Origin of the sequence: Liquorilactobacillus capillatus DSM 19910 (assembly GCF_001434915.1) — a bacterium.
GTDB classification, from domain to species: Bacteria; Bacillota; Bacilli; order Lactobacillales; family Lactobacillaceae; genus Liquorilactobacillus; species Liquorilactobacillus capillatus.
Genome location: NZ_AZEF01000013.1, coordinates 29300 through 46717 on the forward strand (window position 1 = coordinate 29300; position 17418 = coordinate 46717).

Sequence of the window (17418 nt, forward strand, 5' to 3'; positions counted from 1 at the left end):
TATCATAAGTGATGCGGTTTTCTGACATAATAATAAAGAAATAAAAAAGTACTTTCTATGAAAATAATATAATGACCCGTAAGGCTTAGTTTCTTGAGCTAATCTTTGGGGGCGTTATATGATTATTTTGTTTGTTCTACAGTACTCAATAAGGAAGCCGTGTGGGTTTCTCTTGCTAGCAATAGCTCCTTTTTTAAACACTGTCCAAATTAATATTTCGCCCATTTCTAAATAACGTAGCGATAAGTAGTTTTTGTATCGAGAAGGGACAATCACGGCCAATATTATATTGGTCTTCCTTTAAGCTAAAGATAGCTAATGGATTTCTAGCTTTATTTTCACCAACTTGGTTTTGGTAGGCACATTCATCTTCAGATATTATCGAGGGTTTTAAATAATTTTCTTCATCAGTGACATTAAGAATAACTTGTTTAGATGGTAACTCTGCCACAGATACTCCTTCTGTGGCAGAGTTTTTTGTGTGCTGCGTGAAATAGGATGTAAGTATTTTGTAAGTCTCGCCATTATCGAAGGCGCTATGCAGTGTGAAGTCAAGAAGTGGGGAGAATTACCACACATAGAATCTCACGACAGTAAATAGTAATAGCCTGATCATGTTTTTTATCATAACCACACTCATCTGAGTTAAAATAAAGATTTTACCAATTGGGTAATTGTTTTTTTAGCAAGGCAAAAGCCTTTTAGGGATAATCGTGTAAAATATGACACATAACTTTTTGCCGTGCAAACTATTCTTAGATTCTAAAACGCTAGCAAAAAATCACTTTGGTTAATACTTTTTAGTTGGGTAACTTATTTTGGGTCAATAATAAAAACTAATGCAACTTGATTGCTACTTTTAATAGCAAGAAATGACATACTATTATCCTTTGACCTTAAGTCACGTCGCAACCACATTTGATTATTAAAAGTCGCCAACCCTTAGTTAATAGGAGCTAACTAATATTAACAGACATCATTATAGCTTTGGACATTTGTAGCTAAGCAGGGAGCAATCAGCAAAGGAGAAACAAGATAATGTTGTACCTACGTAAAGACTAATAATTAAGTAGGATATTTAGTAAAACCGATTGGAAGAGTCAGAGTTAATTAGCTAAAACTTTTGTATGCAAGTCGCGTTGTAGCATAGTCATGATCTCTGTTTGCTGCTGTATCCAGACAGGGTTAGCCGCATTGTTTAACGCAAATCGAATAGAAGTTAAGGATAACTCACTATAAAAGTGGGCTAGAAAGTCAATTGAAAATTGATCATTTAATGCTTGTTGCTGTAAGTAATTTTTACAAGTTTCAAGAGTTATCCGTCGAAGTTCAGCTTCTAGGGTAAGTGGTGTTTCGTGAAGTTCCAACAATGCTTTTAGTTCGGTAGAATTCTGCGAGAGACTTAGGAAAATAGTCGTTAAAGACTCTAAGATGGTCTCATCATTAAATTTAGTGAATTTTCGTTCGATCTCTGTAGCAAAAGCAGTACTTCGTGATTGGATTATTTGTTCAAGAAGATCATATTTATCATTAAAGTGATCGTAAAAAGTAGATTTGGCAATTTCTGCCTCAGTATAGATTTTGGCAACAGTTATTTTCTTGAAGGGTATTTTGCAAAGTAAGTCTAAAAATGTATAGATTATGTTGCGGCGTGTTTTTTTTACGCGAATATCACTTGTCATAGATTGCGTCTCCATTCCATTTTTTAATACGATTCACTAATAAAGGTTTGATATCCTACTCTTTGGCTGATTTTGCGTGTTGTTTTAGATTCTAATTGGCATTACTATGACGTTGAAATTCAAAGATAGACAATGTTTTTCAACAATTGTATAAAGAGGGGTATTGTGCATGCAAAATTTAGAACAAGAACTAAAAGAGCGGTTAACAACTTTGCAAGATAACTTAAAAAAAGCAAATTTAGATGCTTATGTCATAACTAACCAAGAAGATGTCTGGTACTTTACAAATATTAATTATAAACCTGAACAACGACCATTTCTATTCGTAGTGTACCCAGATAAAAAACCATTATTCATTGTACCTAAATTAGAAGTCGACCATTTTACGGTTTCGTATTTTGATTATGAAATGGATAACTATTTCGATGTTACTTCAAAGAATGGTGAAAACTGGTACGATGTCCTTACAAAATATTTAGCACCTTTGGCAAGAGTAGGGATTGAAAGTAATGGGGAATTATTGGTAACGAGATTTACGCCGAATATTAACTGGGAGACTAGGTTCCTAATTCAAAACCAGCGAATGCTTAAGAGTGAATACGAATTAGACAAACTTCAGTATGTCTCAGATGTCTGCAGTAAAGTTGTACAGCAAACATTGAAGATATCTCGCAAAGGTACAAAGGTGATGGACACCTATTCAATCGCGATGAAAGTTGGGGCAGAAGAACTAGCAAAAAACTTTAGTTTGGAGAATCGGACGATCAATGCAGTTTGGCCAGCTAAATTCAGTTTTATGCCACATAGTATTCCAGATGTTAATGCGACACTCGGTGCAGGCCCTAATATCGACATCGCACTTTTTAATCTTCAGGGCTATGCTGCCGAATGTGAACGGACCTTTTTCGTTGAAGAGCCAACTGATGAGGAAAGAAAACATTTTGAACAGATGATGATGGCTAGAAAAATTTTCTTGGAGAATTTAAAACCAGGGAAAAAGGCGAGCGATATCGAAAAAGTTGTCGATAGTTATTTTGAACAAGAGGGGGTACTAAACCGAATCTTACATCGTCCGGGGCATGGAATCGGATTGAATAATCATGAATGGCCGACATTGTCTTTAGGAAATGATGATATATTGCAAGAAAATATGGTTATTTCAGTAGAACCGGCAATTTATTTTGAAAACCACGGTGGTTATCGGCATTCTGATACTGCAGTAATTACAAAAGACGGTTATCGGTTATTGACCAAGGCACCGACTGATCTTGAAGATTTAATTCTAAAATAATTAAGAGGCGAGACTACAACGACTGTAAATAAGTTTACAGCCGTTGTGTTATCTATGGAAGGAAAATTGAAATGGATAAATATATTCTTTCAAATATTCGTAAACTTACGGTTGCAGTAGTTTATGGTTTATTATCGGCACTAGGGATAAACTTATTTCTAAGTTCTGCACATGCTTATTCGATTGGAGTTCCAGGAATTGCCCAGTTACTGAATAGTTTATTAAAAGTAGTACAGATCAACATGAGTATTAGTCACTTAGTTATTTTACTCAATATTCCACTAGTTATCTGTTCGCTTCTTTTGTTTGGGTGGAACTATACATTATATTCTCTAACAGCAGTTATCTCTAACGTTATTTTTTTAGCGGTTATTCCGGAGGTAACAATCCTGCAAGAACGATTAACTAATACGATTGTTGGCGGAACTATTATCGGAATCGGGATCGGTTTGTGTTTCCGAAATGGTTTCTCAACAGGTGGGACAGATGTTGTTGTCAGCTTTATTCAACAAAAGTATCATAAAAATATCGGCTTTGTAAATACACTTATAAATGGCATTATTTTAGCAGTAACAGCTGTGTTTTTTGGAATCCCGGGGACGGTTTATAGTTTGATCAGCATGCTACTTACTAGTTATGTGATGGATAAAATTTATATTCAGCAGAAAAATGTGACACTGGTTATTTTTACAAAAAAACCAGATGAATTAAAGAAAGCATTGCGTAGTTATAGTCATGGAGCAACACTTTTCCCTGGTCAAGGAATCTACGCTGACCAAAAAACGGATATGATAATGATGCTGATTCAGAAAAATGAGATTCCATTTTTGAAAAAAACTATTCTTAGATGCGACCCTGCGGCATTTATTAGTGTCCAAACAACAGATTTTATCAGTGGCAACTATATTCGAAGGTTTTAAGCACAAGGTTTACTGTATATATGCTGTAACGGTAAAATACCTACCAAAATAGTGTACAAATAGAAGGTCCTTAGGAAAACAGCTTTATAATAAATGAAGTAAATCTAGCCTAGCACTATCGTTATGTGTATATTTGGTTTAAAATAAAATAGACCAAACAAACACCGTCAAAAAATGTTTCACATGAAACTTTTTGAAATATTCAGATGATAGAAGATTAGTGAAGGAGAAAAAGATGACTTTAAGTTATAAAACTCCGCAAGAGGATGAAACCACTAAATTATGGCGGTTAATGTCAGAGCTGGATAATGAAACACGTTTTATGGTGTATGAACCTGGGGAGAGAAAAGAACTAGGCTCTGGAATAGAAACGCTAAAAGGTTTTATTAAATCTGCTCAAAATAAGGTAGACTTTCTAGAGGTTGCGGTAACTGAGGCAGGGAAAATGGTCGGCTATCTTGCAGCAGAGAGAGGTAAAGCCCGCCGGCTTAACCGTACTGCTTATATAGTTGTTGGAATTCTGGCTAAGTACCAGGGACAAGGAGTGGGGACAAATCTATTTAAGGATTTAACGGTATGGGCACAAAAGGCCAACCTTAAGCGTCTAGAACTAACAGTAATGCAAAATAATACGCCAGCACAACACTTGTATACTAGCAGCGGTTTTACCATTGAAGGGGTCCGAAAAAATTCAATGTTTGTAGACGGAAAATATATTAATGAATATTATATGGCTAAAATACTATAAATTTAACTATGGTTAAATAATTTATGAATTAATAATAAATTTCCAGCAATAATTATGATATTTAAGGGAAGAAAAAGACCGACCGCGATTAGGTTAACCTGCTGACAGTTATGCCATAGGATCCAACCTATTAGGATGAATGAGAATATTCCTAAGATTAGACCAGGGATATAGCTTCTGAGCAGTACAGCTTGTATTATATGGACTAGAATATGTAAGTTATAGGCAAGCATTAAAGTAAAGTAAAAGTTGAGGGCCTGTGTATACCAGCATAACAGCATAATAATTAGCAAGAGACAATATTCTTCTAGTACCATTAATGTAAAGGCACGAGGGCTACTATTTGGAATCAAATGGAGAAACCGGTTATTCCGCTGTGCTTTGAGTTTAATCAGCCAAGTAGGCATAAAAGCAATTTCTTCTAGTTCATGTAGCATAAAGACCAATGGAAAAGCTAAATAAATATTCATCAATGTTACTCCAATCTAGTTGGTTATGTTTAAATTACTGTTATTAGGATAACAGTAATTTAAATTTTACTAAAGAGAAGTTTAGCAATTAAGCAAACGGTTGATCAAGAAATATTAAAAATAATAGTGGAGATATTTTACTAAAAAATAATAAAAACATTCTAAAAATGCATAAAGCAGGCTGAAAAAGAAAGGATATGCTACAGTATTTTTAGAGAAAAGTTATTTGTGAAGGAGTGTGGAGACTATTAAGATCAAAATGATAGCGCTTGACATCGATGATACGTTAGTGAATTCAGAAAAGAAACTAACTAATTCGGTAAAGCATGCAATAAAGAAGGCAAAAGCGGCAGAGATAAAGGTGGTTCTTTGTACAGGACGCCCTTTATCTGGTGTTGTATCACTCTTGAAAGAGTTAGATTTAGCTGATTTGCAAGACCAATACGTTGTTAGTTTTGGAGGTTCACTAGTTCAAACAACCAGTGGAACCGTTATTTCAGCAACTCCTCTTAGCTACGACAGTTATCTTGATTTGGAGTGTCTTGCTCGAAAAAAGCAACTTCATTTTCATGCAATCAGTAATGACCGAATTTATACGGCTAACCGTGATATCGGAGAATATACGATACATGAATCAAGTTTAGTATCGTTAAATGTTTCTTACCGAACTCCAGATGAAATGCGCGGTGTTAAGATTATTAAGGCGATGTTTATTGACCAACCAGAGATTTTAGAAGGAGCACTGAAAGACTATACTGGTTTTGCAAAGCTAGAGGATAGAGTTACCTTTACGAGAAGTACACCGTATTTCTATGAGGCGAATGCTAAGGGGATCAGTAAGGCAAGTGCATTACAACAACTTTGCCAGAAACTAAGTCTGACGGCTGATAATGTAATGGCTATTGGTGACGGTGGTAATGATTTAAGTATGATTAAGTTTGCGGGTCTGGGAGTGGCAATGAAAAATGCAATTCCAGAGCTAAAAAAAGTAGCACAAGCGATAACGGCGGATAATAATCATAGTGGCGTCGCAGCTGCAATTGAAAAATATGTACTTCATTAGAAGATAAGAATTTTACAAGTTTAACAGTTAGAGAACAGCCGCAACCAAGTAATTTTACTTGACCTAAGCGGCTGGTTTGTGATTATATATCGTGTACGATCTCTTGGGATAGTTGTTTCTGAGGCAGCAGTTAAACTTAAAAAATATCAGGCCTTGAAGTTAAACGGGAGATATAATTAAACTTTGAGAAGGAGAAGAAGAATGAAAGCAATTGTAATTGATCAATATGGGACAGCTGAAGAACTGCATGAAACAGAAATGGAGATTCCTGAAATTGCTGCAGATGAGGTTTTAGTGGAGGTAGCCGCGACCAGTGTGAATCCTATCGATTGGAAAGCACGTTTAGGGATGCTGAAGAAGATGTTTGCTTGGACGTTCCCCGTGGTTTTAGGTTGGGATCTTGCAGGAACTATTGTTGAGGTTGGAAAAGATGTTACTTCATTTAAAATTGGGGATCAAGTCTTTGCGCGCCCCGATATTGATGCAAAAGGTAAACGTGGAACATATGCTGAGTTTGCAGCTGTTAAAGAAGATAAGCTAGCGTTGAAGCCACAGGAGATTTCTTTTGAAGAAGCGGCAGCTATTCCTTTAGCTGGATTGACCGCATGGCAAGTGATTGTTGATCGCTTAAAAGTTAAAAAAGGTGAGAAGGTCCTAATTCAAGCAGGTGCTGGTGGTGTGGGGATATTTGCTATTCAGATTGCAAAATATTTAGGAGCATATGTTGCAACAACAGCTAGTCCCCGTAATAATAAATTATTACGGAGTTTGGGAGTAGATGAGATTATCGATTACCATACGACCTCAATTAAGGCTACCTTAAGTGATTATGATGCTGTTTTTGATACTGTTGATCAAATAGATGAAGGTTTAAGTATTTTAAAGCCAAGCGGTAGATTAGTTACAATTGCAGGTCAGCCTACTGAAGAACAAGGATCAAGGACCCAGTCAGTTTCTTCGTGGTGGCTCCAACCTAATGGAGAAGAACTAAGCCTATTAGGTAAGCTAGTTGCTCAAGGTAAAGTTAAGGTGATAATTGATAGTACTTTTGCGCTGACAGCTAGTGGGTTGCAGGCAGCTCACAAACGTAGCGAGAGTCACCATGCACAAGGAAAAATTATTATTAAAAATACGAAATAAATAATTCCTTTAATATAACAGGCAGTCTCTTAATTTGAGGCTGTTTTTTTATACTTGAAAAATATCTTTAGCTAGTATGCTTTACAAACTAGTTAAGGATATGCTATCTTACTAGTATGTTAAACAAACTAGATGAGAAGGTAGTATGATGGCACAAGATATTTCTAGTCAAATTTTAAAAGGAATCTTACAAGGCATTATGCTGATGATCTTAGATAAGAAGCCAGAATATGGGTATGGTTTGAGTAAGCAAATGAATATCTATGGTTTAGAAAATCTCCCTAAAGGAACGATCTATCCGCTGCTGGCAACGATGGAAAGACGTGGGTTGATTGAAGGCAGGCGACAAGCTTCGGTCGAGGGACCTAATCGTAAGTATTATTTTATTACAGAAAGGGGCCAGAAGGCTAAGACCGATTTTATTCATGAGTGGAACAAATTACAGGTAACAGTTTCAAAACTAATTAATGAGGAGCGGATTTAATGAAGAAGAGTGAGATTATTGACAAAAATAATCAGCTACGTAAACAGTTAAATTCTACAAATGAAAAATTCTACGAAAATTTATTATTATATGTTCGGTTTAAGGGAGTAACGCGCGATGAATACGCAGTAGAATCACAGTTACTAACAATTCTACAGGATATTTTAGATGCCCAAGGAGACGGAATCAATGCTGAACAATATTTTGGTAAGAATACAAAAGAATTGGCAGATACCTTATTAGCTGAGATTCCGCGGAAACCGTGGGAATTAGTCCGGCTTGTTTTGTTCGTGATTGCAGTCTATCTTGCGGCGTGCTTATTACCGGAGCTAGTATACCCACAGAAACCAGCTGATATTGGAAAGTTGATATTATCAGGCGGATATTTTTTTCTAGCAATTATAATTGGCTTTAAATATTGGGGAAATTCGATTTATAAAACCGGTTCGCATAAGCATAATAGAGTTGTTAACTTTTTGATCTTATGGATTGTGACTGTTATTGTGATGACTCCCGGTTTTTTAATTAATATGTTTGTTAAAACGCCACTGCGGTTTCGCTTGATTGGTTGGAGCGGGATCCTAGTGATTGGTATTTTCTTAACCGTTGGATTATTTATTTTTGGGAGACAAAAGAATAAAGAGATCGGCTGGCCGTTTGTTATTTTCGGCATGGGAGTTGGACTATTAGGAATAGCGATGCGTCTACCTCAAATAGGTCCTTTATTAAGTGAAACAACGACTGGAAAGTACCTGTCAGTAGGGGCTTTAATAGGAATGCTAGTATTATTTTGGGTGCTAAATGTTTATATAGCTAGGAGAGGTATAAAAAATAAGAAAGACAGGCAGTAAAGACTGCCTGTCAAAAAGGTAAGATTATGGACTAATAGATCAATACTGAAGGCAAAGTATACTTTTGGACTGATAATCGTAAATATTATTGTATTCCATTTTATAACAAAGGAGCATTAATAGATGAGTGAGTATATAGTCAGACAGTATAAAAAAGATAATTTGCAGATTATTGCAGATTTTTTAATAGAAAATAGTGCATATCAAGTAAATGAAAGTGAATTAACGTCTCAAAATATTGAACTTTCATTTAAGGTAAAAGAAATTGAGCGATTTTATCTTCTTTTTCATGGTAACAAGCTTATAGGTACAACCAGGATGTTTAATTACATTTATTCCGCAAAACAATTTCAAAATGGAATTTATAGCGGATTTTTATTGCTTGATCCAACTGAACGGAATAGTTCAGCTATCAAAGTATTAGTTGATGCAACCCATTGAACCCAAGAGTCTTACTTATTATTCAGAAATTAAGATTGAAAACAAGGCATCACTACAACTATCTCACTTAAACGGATACGTTGAGTCCCTGAATACATGGGAAGACCCTGGCCATTATATATTGTTAATGAGTGACCTAGCAAAAATTAAGCACTCCATTAAAAATGTTTCTAATCTTCTACGAGTGAGCTCGGATATCCCTAATGTTTAAGGGTTCAATTTGGGTTAAAAACGAAGGGTATCGGGCAAATTTTTTATTAGATAAACAACCATTGAAAACTACGATCCAGAACGAACATTCGTGGCAAACTAGCTGCAAAACGCTCTGTTTGGAAACTCATAAGATAAATTAAAAAGTGAATACTTTATCTTGTTTTTGTGTGTAATTAGTATTGCACCTATTCTATTATAAAATATTAAGAAAAAACTATTTCAGCAAGGACATCCTACCGTCAATAATCTGATAAATTTTATCCGCATTCTTTTTTAGACGCATATCATGAGTAACAACGATGATTACTTTGTTTCGTTTGTGAGCGAGTGTTTTTAGTAGTTTCATTACTTCAGCAGAGCGTTCCGTATCAAGGGCAGCTGTGGGTTCATCTGCTAAGATGTATTCTGGATCCGTGTATAATGCACGCGCAATAGCGACTCGTTGTTTTTGCCCACCGGAAAGCTGGTTAGGGTATTTTTCTTTTAGTGAAATAATATCTAGATCTGTAAGTAATTGATCTAAATCTTGAGGCGATATATTCGTTTTTTTGACTTTATCGGCCAGCGTAAATTGTTCTTTAACAGATAAAAACGGTACGAGGTTATATGATTGAAGGATAAATCCAATTTTATTTAACCGAAGTTGCGACTGTTCTTTTCTATTAAGTCGAGTGATAGCTTCGTTATTGAGCGTTACGTTACCCGAAGTTGGGGTCTGTAGTCCGCCTGCAATAGTTAAGAAAGTGGTTTTTCCAGAGCCAGATGGGCCGACAACTAGAATTAATTCTCCACTATTAGCTTCAAAGTCTATATTCTCCAGAGCAACATAGCGGCTGCTGCCGGAGCCGAAGACTTTATTAACTGATGAAAAAATAAGATTTGACATATCTATCCTCCGATTACTTTATAGGGATCGACTTTTGCTATTTGATAGATTGGAATAATACTGCCGAACAGTGACATAAGGACAATACCGACACTAGTTGAGATAATATTAGCTATATTGATAACAATAGGAACTTCGCTAGGTAACAGAAGTGCAGTAATAAAACCAAATATAATGGCAACTATAACACCGAATATGGAGATAATTAAGGACTGAGATAAGGTGTTCAACGTTAAGAATTTTGTTGGGATCCCTTGAGCTTTTAGTACACCATAGTTTGGGAGTTTCTGAATTGTTAGAATATATAGAAAGATTGAGATGACAATAAAAATAATAATATAAAGAAAACTAATCATAAAATTAAAAGTCATATTTTGAGCACTATAACCGGGTAGTTTATTAATAAACTGATCTTTACTTAGGACTAAAGCGTTTGTGGGTTGCTTAATTTTCTTTTTAGATGTTAGCAGTGCATTAATTGTTCCTCGAGTCAGTGGCTTAATTGTTGTAAAAGAAGTATATACCACGGGCGTTGCGCTGAGAGTAGCCTGAGGTGTAAAGCCCGCAATACGCAATTTAACATCGGAGTTATTTAAGTATAGGGTATCCCCAATTTTAAAACCCGCTGTTTTGAATATATCTGATACAAGGACTGTTCCTTTGGTAGTGAATTTTTTTCCATCAATAACAGAAAGGTTTTTATAGATAAACGAGTGTTTAGAAATAGCAATAATTGTCGAATTTTCCTTTAACCCACTTTTGGCTTTTACGATGGAACTATATTGTGAAATAGGGGTTCCGCTAGTGGATCTAATTGTCTGATTAGATAGGAATGATTGTGCCAATCGACCTTCAGAATCTTTATCCAGCACAATAGTTTCAGCTCCCCATTCATTAACGGCAGCTTTATTGAGACTGGCTAGACCAGAAGATAGGCCAGTTAGAATAATGAGTAAATAACTTACTAAAAATATTAGTTCAATTACTAACGAGTAACGCAACTTTTCGTACCACATCTCTTTAACAGCTAGAAACATATTATTCTCCTCATTTAGTATTTTAATATGGTTAATATTCCAAGGCTTTATTATTATAAAAGTGTCACTTATCATTATATAGTATTTAGATTAGTTTGGTTAAAATAAGCTTGGTAAAAAGTCGGACGTGATTTTAGCGAAATAATATGAGCGACTGTAGTCTATTGAGGCTGTATAGAAAAGATCTCAAGTTATTTGGTTGGTGTGCAACTGATAGATACTTTGAGAAGACAGCCAGGTTTAGCATATTGAATTAGAGAAGAAAGGAAAAAATGGAATTACCTGAGGTTTTAAAATTAAATTAGATTGAAGAAAAAATGGTCACAACAAAAACTTACGAAAGAATTGCATATTTTACGACAATCAATTTCGAAATGAAAATGTGGTGCAGTATTACCATTATTTGTGGTGTAATAATAGCTGTGAAATTTTATATAATGTCTGTTTTCATGCAAATTGGAGAGGGGATAATAACAAAATGGATAGAGTTACCTGAAACTTTAGTAGCAGTTGGGCTGGCTTGTTCAATTAATTGGCATAAACTTACAACAGCCCTTTCTAAGATTAGTTTGTTGCTGCTTGTTTTAGTTGCTTTATATATATAGCCTGATATTTATGAATTTATTGCTGGCTATATTAGTGGGGTGAACAATTACAGATTCTAAAAATATGGTTTTTAATCTGGGTTAAGCTACTTTAAGTAATATGGGAAAATGGTTAGTATTGGGTAATGATAGTGCAATAATATTTTTAGGTACTTGAAATACTTCATAATTATTGTGTAAGAAAAACAATAATTATGGAGTATTTTATGCGTATTTGTAGGTTAATTTACGCCAAACAAGGAGCTGTAATTGTAATATTTATTGTAAGCAGTCAGGGCATACTTAGTTGCTTAGCCAGTCTTGAGCACTTTTTAAAGGATGCGTACTGTATTGTTGAGGTATAATTTTGTCATTTAAAAAATAGTTACCATTCCGTGTCCGAATACCACTAGTGGTTAAGTTTATTTGTCTTCCGTCAAAAAGGGTGTATGTTTGATTGACACTTGTATAACCAGCAGTTGGGCTGCCAAAGAATTTCACATTAGGTAGTCCTTGTAATGATAGAGCAGTTAGTTCGCCAGAACTAGCGGTTCCCTTATTTATAATTACAGCAATTTTTCTATGGAGTAATTTCTGAGGACGCTGGACTTTAACCATAGAACTGCCAGCATTAATCATTGAACCAAAAAGTCTAATTGGGGTAACTTTTCCTGATTTGCCAACAAAAGAAAAAATTTTCCCGTTAGGAATTAATGCTGAGATACCTCCGATCATAGGCCCCATATCTCCACCAGTATTATCACGCAAGTCTAAGATAATCTTCGAAGGTCGATTTTTTTGAAGAGCCTCATTGACTTTATTGGCATAAGCATTACCCTGCTTAATTGAACCTGTAAACTCAGGTTCGTGGATGTATAAGAAATTTGTGTATTTTATAAGAGGCGGGTTTGAATGAAATTGGTTAATTTTATCTTGCTGTGTTTGGATGTTTACGAAAGAATGTTTTCCTCCTGCTATTTTTAGTGCGGTATTTAGAATAGGTATTATTTGTTGATAGTTCTGTTTCTTATTAATTTGATCCAAAGCTCTTTTTTTAGCAAGTTGCCATCTCTTACGATTAGTATAGATGCCATTTCTATCTATTTTATCGATAGCTGTTTTGCCGTATTCTTCAGCGGACGGTGGGAAAAGGTAGACATTAAATTTTGGCCCATAACGATATAAACCGTAGACTATAATGACAATTAATGTTAAAAAAACGCTAATTAAGCTAGTTTTTCTATGCTGCATAGTAATTGATTCCTTCCTTTGATGGTTATCTTTTCTGTTCCCAGCGGACAGACATTGGTATTTTTCTAAGACCTATCTAGTATTCTAAGTAAGAAAGGTAATTAATCCAAGTTACAATGCAGTAAGGAATCTTACAATTTGTTATTACACAGGTTATCTACCAGCGCACAAAAAAACAGCCCAGCAAGATAAGTTTAAGCTCTTTACACTTCACCTGTATCTTTCGATCTAATTAACCTAATTTTTAACAATCTTAAATCTCTTCAAAATCATCATCAATTTATTAATTATCTCGCTGGACTGCTGCTTCATAAGGGATAGTCAAACTCTAACCTCTTTTCTAACTGCCTTACGACAGCTTTTTTAACCTCAGCTACTATATCTATTTATTAGCCTAGCGCCAAGGTTCAGTCATAGCGTTTGCTATAACCCCTTACACTCTGTATTATATATGATATTTATTTTTATGCAAGCGATTACACTTAGAAGAGAATACTTTATAGCTCGATATAAAGGGGCGAATAAGTAGTACCGAAAATTTATAAAAACACTGCCATTATGTTGTTCAACAATTCATTTTGCAATAGATAATCCTAAACTAATATCTATTACTCGTGAAAAATGTGCATTATATTAGACTTGTTAAAAAGGCAGTGCTAGCATGGGTGTTGTAGTTGATGTAGTTGCTAATATTGTGTCGCCTACATTCCACTAAATCAACTTTTCCTCATTTACAAGACCGCAACTTAATAGTTGGGGTCTTTTTTTGTGCAATAAAAAAACCTCTAGTTAGAGGTCTGAGATAAAACGAATTGCTTTTCCTAGGATTTTAATAGGATTTTTCGATGTCGAAACGATAGGGTCATATTTAGGATTATCTGGTAATAATAAAATTAGTTTTTTATTTTTTTTGACGCGTTTTAAAGTTGCTTCATTATCATTGGTCAGTAAAACAGCAGCAATTTCTCCGTTTTCAACTTCAGGCTGTTGTCGGATAAGAACATTGGCACCATTAGGAATCGTGGGGGACATTGAATTACCCTTAGCTCGTAGATAAAAAAGTTTCCCAGAAGGGAGGCTTTCCTGTGGTTCCTCAATGTAACCATCAACATTCTCTTCGGCAGTAATAGGATCACCACAAGCAATTACACCAATAATAGGGATTTTAACCACTTTAGTTACAGGTACCATGTTAGTTGGTATTTCAACGCCTAGTAAGTTTTCTGCGGTAGTTCCTAATGCTGCAGCAAAACTTTCAAGCCTATTTAAAGGAAAAGTACGCGAACCGTTAAAGTATTTTGAAACGGCTGATTTTGCCATATTAACGCGACGTGCCACTTCACTGATTGAGAGCTGTTGTTGTTTGGCAAGCTGCTGCATTTGAGCAATAATCTCTGCATTAGATTTCATAGCAGAACCTCCTTAGTAATAATTGTTACTAGTATAACACTGTTCTTGGTTGCGAACAATACTTGTAATGTTAGCAAACCTTTGACAAAAGAAAACGATGGTGTTAAGTTTACGGTGTTCTCTTAAGTGAACGAAATACGAAGCGAATATAAAGATAAAGCGGCCACTTATCTATTATTTGCAGAAAACGGGGGGATGTTAATGGCACGAAGAGTTTCTGTTTATGCAATTTACCGTGGCGATCATTTTATTGATGTAGGGACACTTCCTGAATTAGCCCAACGAAATAAGTTAGCCATAGGAACACTACTATTTAAAGCTAGCCCAACGTATGCTCAGCGAACAAAGTATGAAGGATCAGTTCGAGTTTATAAAATTGGTCAATGCTAATGAAAGAGATAATTGAGGCGGGGGGAAGAAAAATGAAAAAGCTATGGAAAGCTAACAGAGATAAAACAAGTTTCTGGATCTCATTAGTAACGTTTCTGCTTATTCTTGGGCTAACTTATGCTGAATTTAAACTAACGTTTTCATTTACCGCTACTGAGATGACGTTAATAACCAGTGTGCTGGGATCTTTTATCATTTTGATTGGAAATATCCTCAATAATAAAATTATTGTTGAGGCCGGTAAAAGTATTGGCAGTGCTGAGTTCAGCGAAAAAATAGTTAAAACAACTCAAGCAGTAGTCGATATTCAAAAGGACTTAGTGACTTTAAAGAAAACACTTGAGAACAGTAATACGCAACAGTTTGAACAAAATATTAAAATACAGGAAAAAATAAAAAATGATAAATAGAATACAGCAAGAAATGTTTTAGAACCTGGGTCAAAAGCTGATTTTTGACCCAGGTTTTTGCTGATTTTGCATAAAAAGTGTTCCTTAAAAAGTCTGTGTTTGACTTCGAACAACTCCATAACGAGGTACTTACGATATGTTAATACTTAGATTTTGCCAACTTATATGGCATATTCTTATAGTAGTAACTAAAGAATAGTAATTTAAATATACCGTGACTAAAAAAGGTGCTAATTCTAACTAAATGAACTATCACCTTCTAAAATTTAAAATATTTCTATTAATTTTAAGACTTATGCTGCTTGCTGGGAAGGTCTTTTTGTTGCAGACTAGTTATTAGCCTCTCAATGAATAAATTAATTGTACCAAGTTCATCAACGGAAAAAACCGACAAGACCTTTTGATAGCCAATAGAAGCTTGTTGATGCAACTTTTTATAGGTAGAAAGTATGGTTAAGCCACGGTTCGTTAAAGTATAGTTTTTAGATTTATTATCTGCTAGGTAATGGACGTCAGTAAATTGTTGTTCAAGCAGTTTTTTGGTTAGTCTAGTTATAGCCGGTTTACTGGTATTTGAATATTTAGCTAATTGAGTATTGGTGCTGTTTGTGGTTACACTAATTAAGTATAGAAGTTCAAGTTGCTTTAAGGATATTTTTTTGACTAAGTTATTAAATTCGACCTTGCCATCACCAATAAAATTATTTTGCTTATTTTTAAGACTCTCTTCAAGTTGAAATAGTTTTCGTAGATTAGTTAGAACTTTATTATGAGCTTTTTGTTGTTCTTTTAAATTACTCATTGATACTTCCTATAGTTGCTAAATCTTTATTATCAACAGCCTGAGTAATCTCTTCGCAGCGGGTAATTTTGTTATCTTTTAACGTAAAGACTGCAAAGACTTCAACGTTACCTCGAGAATTATCTTTTTTTAAGACAGATACGATATAGTGTAAGAATACTTTCCCTTTCGTTGCGTCGATGATAAAGTCCTTAAATCTGTCTATAGATAAACTTCGAGTGACTTTTTTCAATGTTTTTATATGACTAATAAATTCTTGGTAATTTGTGGTCTGCATATCGGTTGTCTGCTGGTAGGTCTCACTAAAGTAAGTGGCTATTTTCTGTTCGTTTAAATCGATAAGAACATCATTGTAGGTTGCCTTGATAAAGTCGTTTATTTCTAATTTATTCATATAACATATGACCTCCATTTATTGTTAACATGTTAACAATAAAGTTGGAGTAAGTCAAATGGGAAAAATAGTTTCTAAGCAAATACTATTAAGTACAGTTTATCTTGGTGCATTAAGTTGCAATTAATTTAATACATCTATATATTTTCTGATAAAATAAAGACTTATTTTAAATTAGCTTTATTATTAAAAACTATACTAGACATTTTTATGTTAGATATGTTACGTTACAAACATATACGACCAATAGACAGCAAATAGCACTATAAAAAATAGAAAGGATAAATTTATTTTTGAATATTAATAGCATGCTTTTGATTGCTGCTTAAATACCTTAGGGGGAAATTTTTTGCTAATTATAAATGTTATTTTTGGTAAGCTGGATGAACTATTTGCTTTTTTACGTTCTGATAAAAAACAATGGCCAGCATTTTTTGAACTAGTTATTCTATCTGCTGGTGCAGGTTTTATATTAGGCCTGAGAACTAATATGCATGGACTACAGTTAGGCCGTTTACTTGTAGGGACTTTTACTTCAGTTGGGGCCATTTTAGGCTTACTGTTTTCAATATTAGCTCTTTTTGTTTTATTTTTTGTTTTTAAACTAATTTTTGGTTTGGAAATTAGCAACAGGGAGCTTTATAAGGTAGGCTTGATTGGCAATGTTCCTAATGTTTTAGGGACTATTTTTACTGCAATCTGTACACTAATTTTTGGTTTCAACGAGAAGGGCTATACTAGTGTCCAATCTTTTGCAGAAACTGAGGTAAAACCATTAGCAGCATTTTATAATATACTTGATCCCTTTACAATTGCAGAAATTCTCCTTGTTAGTTATCTTGTAGCACGTTTTACAAATAAAATGAAATTATTGCCGGTATTTGTTGGCATCTGGTTGGTAATTAAATATGCCTTTGGATTTATTGGTTAAAAGTAATAAAGCTGCGTATT

At 34.6% G+C, this 17418-nt stretch carries 21 protein-coding genes; 12 read left to right on the forward strand and 9 right to left on the reverse strand.

The genetic code is table 11. The features are described from left to right. Nucleotides 1-193: 193 nt before the first annotated feature. The gene (locus FC81_RS03175; protein ID WP_057742934.1) at nt 194-451 is read right to left on the reverse strand and encodes a hypothetical protein; all 258 of its coding nucleotides are present in this window, start codon (nt 449-451) and stop codon (nt 194-196) included. A 655-nt stretch (nt 452-1106) separates the two neighbouring features. Beyond that, entirely contained in the window at nt 1107-1682 is a 576-nt protein-coding gene (locus FC81_RS03180; RefSeq protein ID WP_057742936.1) for a TetR/AcrR family transcriptional regulator, read from the reverse strand. A gap of 169 nt (nt 1683-1851) precedes the next feature. Between FC81_RS03180 and FC81_RS03185 the strand changes: the two genes are divergently transcribed. The 3 genes from FC81_RS03185 to FC81_RS03195 all read left to right on the forward strand — a co-directional run bounded on the left by FC81_RS03185 (nt 1852) and on the right by FC81_RS03195 (nt 4641). Continuing rightward, nucleotides 1852-2973: a M24 family metallopeptidase gene (locus FC81_RS03185; RefSeq protein WP_057742937.1), complete on the forward strand. Its 1122-nt coding sequence runs from the start codon at nt 1852-1854 to the stop codon at nt 2971-2973. A gap of 71 nt (nt 2974-3044) precedes the next feature. Next, the gene (locus FC81_RS03190; RefSeq protein WP_057742939.1) at nt 3045-3893 is read left to right on the forward strand and encodes a YitT family protein; all 849 of its coding nucleotides are present in this window, start codon (nt 3045-3047) and stop codon (nt 3891-3893) included. Between the two features lie 235 nt (nt 3894-4128). After that, a complete protein-coding gene (locus FC81_RS03195; protein WP_057742941.1) occupies nt 4129-4641 on the forward strand; it encodes a GNAT family N-acetyltransferase in 513 nt (170 codons plus the stop codon). A 2-nt stretch (nt 4642-4643) separates the two neighbouring features. Here the strand turns inward: FC81_RS03195 and FC81_RS03200 are convergent, their stop codons facing one another. Further along, entirely contained in the window at nt 4644-5111 is a 468-nt protein-coding gene (locus tag FC81_RS03200; protein ID WP_057742942.1) for an HXXEE domain-containing protein, read from the reverse strand. A gap of 259 nt (nt 5112-5370) precedes the next feature. Here FC81_RS03200 and yidA point away from each other — a divergent pair, with 259 nt between their 5' ends. The 5 genes from yidA to FC81_RS03225 all read left to right on the forward strand — a co-directional run bounded on the left by yidA (nt 5371) and on the right by FC81_RS03225 (nt 9090). Then, nucleotides 5371-6174 carry a sugar-phosphatase gene (gene yidA, locus FC81_RS03205; protein ID WP_057743097.1) on the forward strand — a complete coding sequence of 268 codons (804 nt, stop codon included), beginning with the start codon at nt 5371-5373 and terminating at the stop codon, nt 6172-6174. Between the two features lie 201 nt (nt 6175-6375). Continuing rightward, entirely contained in the window at nt 6376-7314 is a 939-nt protein-coding gene (locus tag FC81_RS03210) for an NADP-dependent oxidoreductase (protein WP_057742944.1), read from the forward strand. A 148-nt stretch (nt 7315-7462) separates the two neighbouring features. Continuing rightward, the gene (locus FC81_RS03215) at nt 7463-7798 is read left to right on the forward strand and encodes a PadR family transcriptional regulator (protein ID WP_057742946.1); all 336 of its coding nucleotides are present in this window, start codon (nt 7463-7465) and stop codon (nt 7796-7798) included. Continuing rightward, nucleotides 7798-8649: a DUF1129 domain-containing protein gene (locus FC81_RS03220; RefSeq protein WP_057742947.1), complete on the forward strand. Its 852-nt coding sequence runs from the start codon at nt 7798-7800 to the stop codon at nt 8647-8649. Before FC81_RS03215 ends, FC81_RS03220 begins: the two co-directional genes overlap by 1 nt. Before the next feature lie 123 nt (nt 8650-8772). Further along, on the forward strand, nt 8773-9090 hold the full coding sequence (locus FC81_RS03225; RefSeq protein ID WP_057742949.1) for a hypothetical protein: 318 nt from the start codon (nt 8773-8775) through the stop codon (nt 9088-9090). A gap of 427 nt (nt 9091-9517) precedes the next feature. On the opposite strand, the gene FC81_RS03230 is transcribed toward FC81_RS03225, so the two are convergent. Both FC81_RS03230 and FC81_RS03235 read right to left on the reverse strand, forming a co-directional pair. Beyond that, on the reverse strand, nt 9518-10189 hold the full coding sequence (locus FC81_RS03230) for an ABC transporter ATP-binding protein (RefSeq protein ID WP_057742951.1): 672 nt from the start codon (nt 10187-10189) through the stop codon (nt 9518-9520). Nucleotides 10190-10191: 2 nt separating this feature from the next. Continuing rightward, nucleotides 10192-11226, reverse strand: a complete 1035-nt coding sequence (locus FC81_RS03235; RefSeq protein ID WP_057742953.1) for an ABC transporter permease — start codon at nt 11224-11226, stop codon at nt 10192-10194. A gap of 317 nt (nt 11227-11543) precedes the next feature. Here FC81_RS03235 and FC81_RS03240 point away from each other — a divergent pair, with 317 nt between their 5' ends. Beyond that, nucleotides 11544-11831 (forward strand): hypothetical protein, encoded by a 288-nt coding sequence (locus FC81_RS03240; protein WP_057742955.1) that lies wholly within the window; start codon nt 11544-11546, stop codon nt 11829-11831. Nucleotides 11832-12113: 282 nt separating this feature from the next. Here the strand turns inward: FC81_RS03240 and FC81_RS03245 are convergent, their stop codons facing one another. Continuing rightward, nucleotides 12114-13061, reverse strand: a complete 948-nt coding sequence (locus FC81_RS03245) for a S41 family peptidase (RefSeq protein ID WP_057742956.1) — start codon at nt 13059-13061, stop codon at nt 12114-12116. A 789-nt stretch (nt 13062-13850) separates the two neighbouring features. Further along, entirely contained in the window at nt 13851-14471 is a 621-nt protein-coding gene (locus FC81_RS03250) for a LexA family protein (protein WP_057742958.1), read from the reverse strand. A gap of 126 nt (nt 14472-14597) precedes the next feature. Between FC81_RS03250 and FC81_RS03255 the strand changes: the two genes are divergently transcribed. Together FC81_RS03255 and FC81_RS03260 are read left to right on the forward strand one after the other, a co-directional pair. Next, on the forward strand, nt 14598-14861 hold the full coding sequence (locus FC81_RS03255) for a hypothetical protein (RefSeq protein WP_157054691.1): 264 nt from the start codon (nt 14598-14600) through the stop codon (nt 14859-14861). Nucleotides 14862-14893: 32 nt separating this feature from the next. Next, nucleotides 14894-15271 (forward strand): hypothetical protein, encoded by a 378-nt coding sequence (locus FC81_RS03260; RefSeq protein WP_057742961.1) that lies wholly within the window; start codon nt 14894-14896, stop codon nt 15269-15271. A 286-nt stretch (nt 15272-15557) separates the two neighbouring features. On the opposite strand, the gene FC81_RS03265 is transcribed toward FC81_RS03260, so the two are convergent. Continuing rightward, nucleotides 15558-16073, reverse strand: a complete 516-nt coding sequence (locus FC81_RS03265; RefSeq protein ID WP_057742963.1) for a MarR family transcriptional regulator — start codon at nt 16071-16073, stop codon at nt 15558-15560. Beyond that, entirely contained in the window at nt 16066-16467 is a 402-nt protein-coding gene (locus FC81_RS03270) for a hypothetical protein (protein WP_057742964.1), read from the reverse strand. Before FC81_RS03270 ends, FC81_RS03265 begins: the two co-directional genes overlap by 8 nt. A 349-nt stretch (nt 16468-16816) precedes the next feature. Here FC81_RS03270 and FC81_RS03275 point away from each other — a divergent pair, with 349 nt between their 5' ends. Continuing rightward, nucleotides 16817-17398: a hypothetical protein gene (locus tag FC81_RS03275; protein WP_057742966.1), complete on the forward strand. Its 582-nt coding sequence runs from the start codon at nt 16817-16819 to the stop codon at nt 17396-17398. Nucleotides 17399-17418 lie beyond the last annotated feature (20 nt).

Excerpts from the sequence above, each read along its gene's own strand:
- FC81_RS03180 (WP_057742936.1), bottom strand. The coding sequence starts at position 1,682 with ATGACAAGTGATATTCGCGTAAAAAAAACACGCCGCAACATAATCTAT.
- FC81_RS03185 (WP_057742937.1), top strand. The coding sequence starts at position 1,852 with ATGCAAAATTTAGAACAAGAACTAAAAGAGCGGTTAACAACTTTGCAA.
- FC81_RS03190 (WP_057742939.1), top strand. The coding sequence starts at position 3,045 with ATGGATAAATATATTCTTTCAAATATTCGTAAACTTACGGTTGCAGTA.
- FC81_RS03195 (WP_057742941.1), top strand. The coding sequence starts at position 4,129 with ATGACTTTAAGTTATAAAACTCCGCAAGAGGATGAAACCACTAAATTA.
- FC81_RS03200 (WP_057742942.1), bottom strand. The coding sequence starts at position 5,111 with ATGAATATTTATTTAGCTTTTCCATTGGTCTTTATGCTACATGAACTA.
- yidA (WP_057743097.1), top strand. The coding sequence starts at position 5,371 with ATGATAGCGCTTGACATCGATGATACGTTAGTGAATTCAGAAAAGAAA.
- FC81_RS03210 (WP_057742944.1), top strand. The coding sequence starts at position 6,376 with ATGAAAGCAATTGTAATTGATCAATATGGGACAGCTGAAGAACTGCAT.
- FC81_RS03215 (WP_057742946.1), top strand. The coding sequence starts at position 7,463 with ATGGCACAAGATATTTCTAGTCAAATTTTAAAAGGAATCTTACAAGGC.
- FC81_RS03220 (WP_057742947.1), top strand. The coding sequence starts at position 7,798 with ATGAAGAAGAGTGAGATTATTGACAAAAATAATCAGCTACGTAAACAG.
- FC81_RS03225 (WP_057742949.1), top strand. The coding sequence starts at position 8,773 with ATGAGTGAGTATATAGTCAGACAGTATAAAAAAGATAATTTGCAGATT.
- FC81_RS03230 (WP_057742951.1), bottom strand. The coding sequence starts at position 10,189 with ATGTCAAATCTTATTTTTTCATCAGTTAATAAAGTCTTCGGCTCCGGC.
- FC81_RS03235 (WP_057742953.1), bottom strand. The coding sequence starts at position 11,226 with ATGTTTCTAGCTGTTAAAGAGATGTGGTACGAAAAGTTGCGTTACTCG.
- FC81_RS03240 (WP_057742955.1), top strand. The coding sequence starts at position 11,544 with ATGGTCACAACAAAAACTTACGAAAGAATTGCATATTTTACGACAATC.
- FC81_RS03245 (WP_057742956.1), bottom strand. The coding sequence starts at position 13,061 with ATGCAGCATAGAAAAACTAGCTTAATTAGCGTTTTTTTAACATTAATT.
- FC81_RS03250 (WP_057742958.1), bottom strand. The coding sequence starts at position 14,471 with ATGAAATCTAATGCAGAGATTATTGCTCAAATGCAGCAGCTTGCCAAA.
- FC81_RS03260 (WP_057742961.1), top strand. The coding sequence starts at position 14,894 with ATGAAAAAGCTATGGAAAGCTAACAGAGATAAAACAAGTTTCTGGATC.
- FC81_RS03265 (WP_057742963.1), bottom strand. The coding sequence starts at position 16,073 with ATGAGTAATTTAAAAGAACAACAAAAAGCTCATAATAAAGTTCTAACT.
- FC81_RS03270 (WP_057742964.1), bottom strand. The coding sequence starts at position 16,467 with ATGAATAAATTAGAAATAAACGACTTTATCAAGGCAACCTACAATGAT.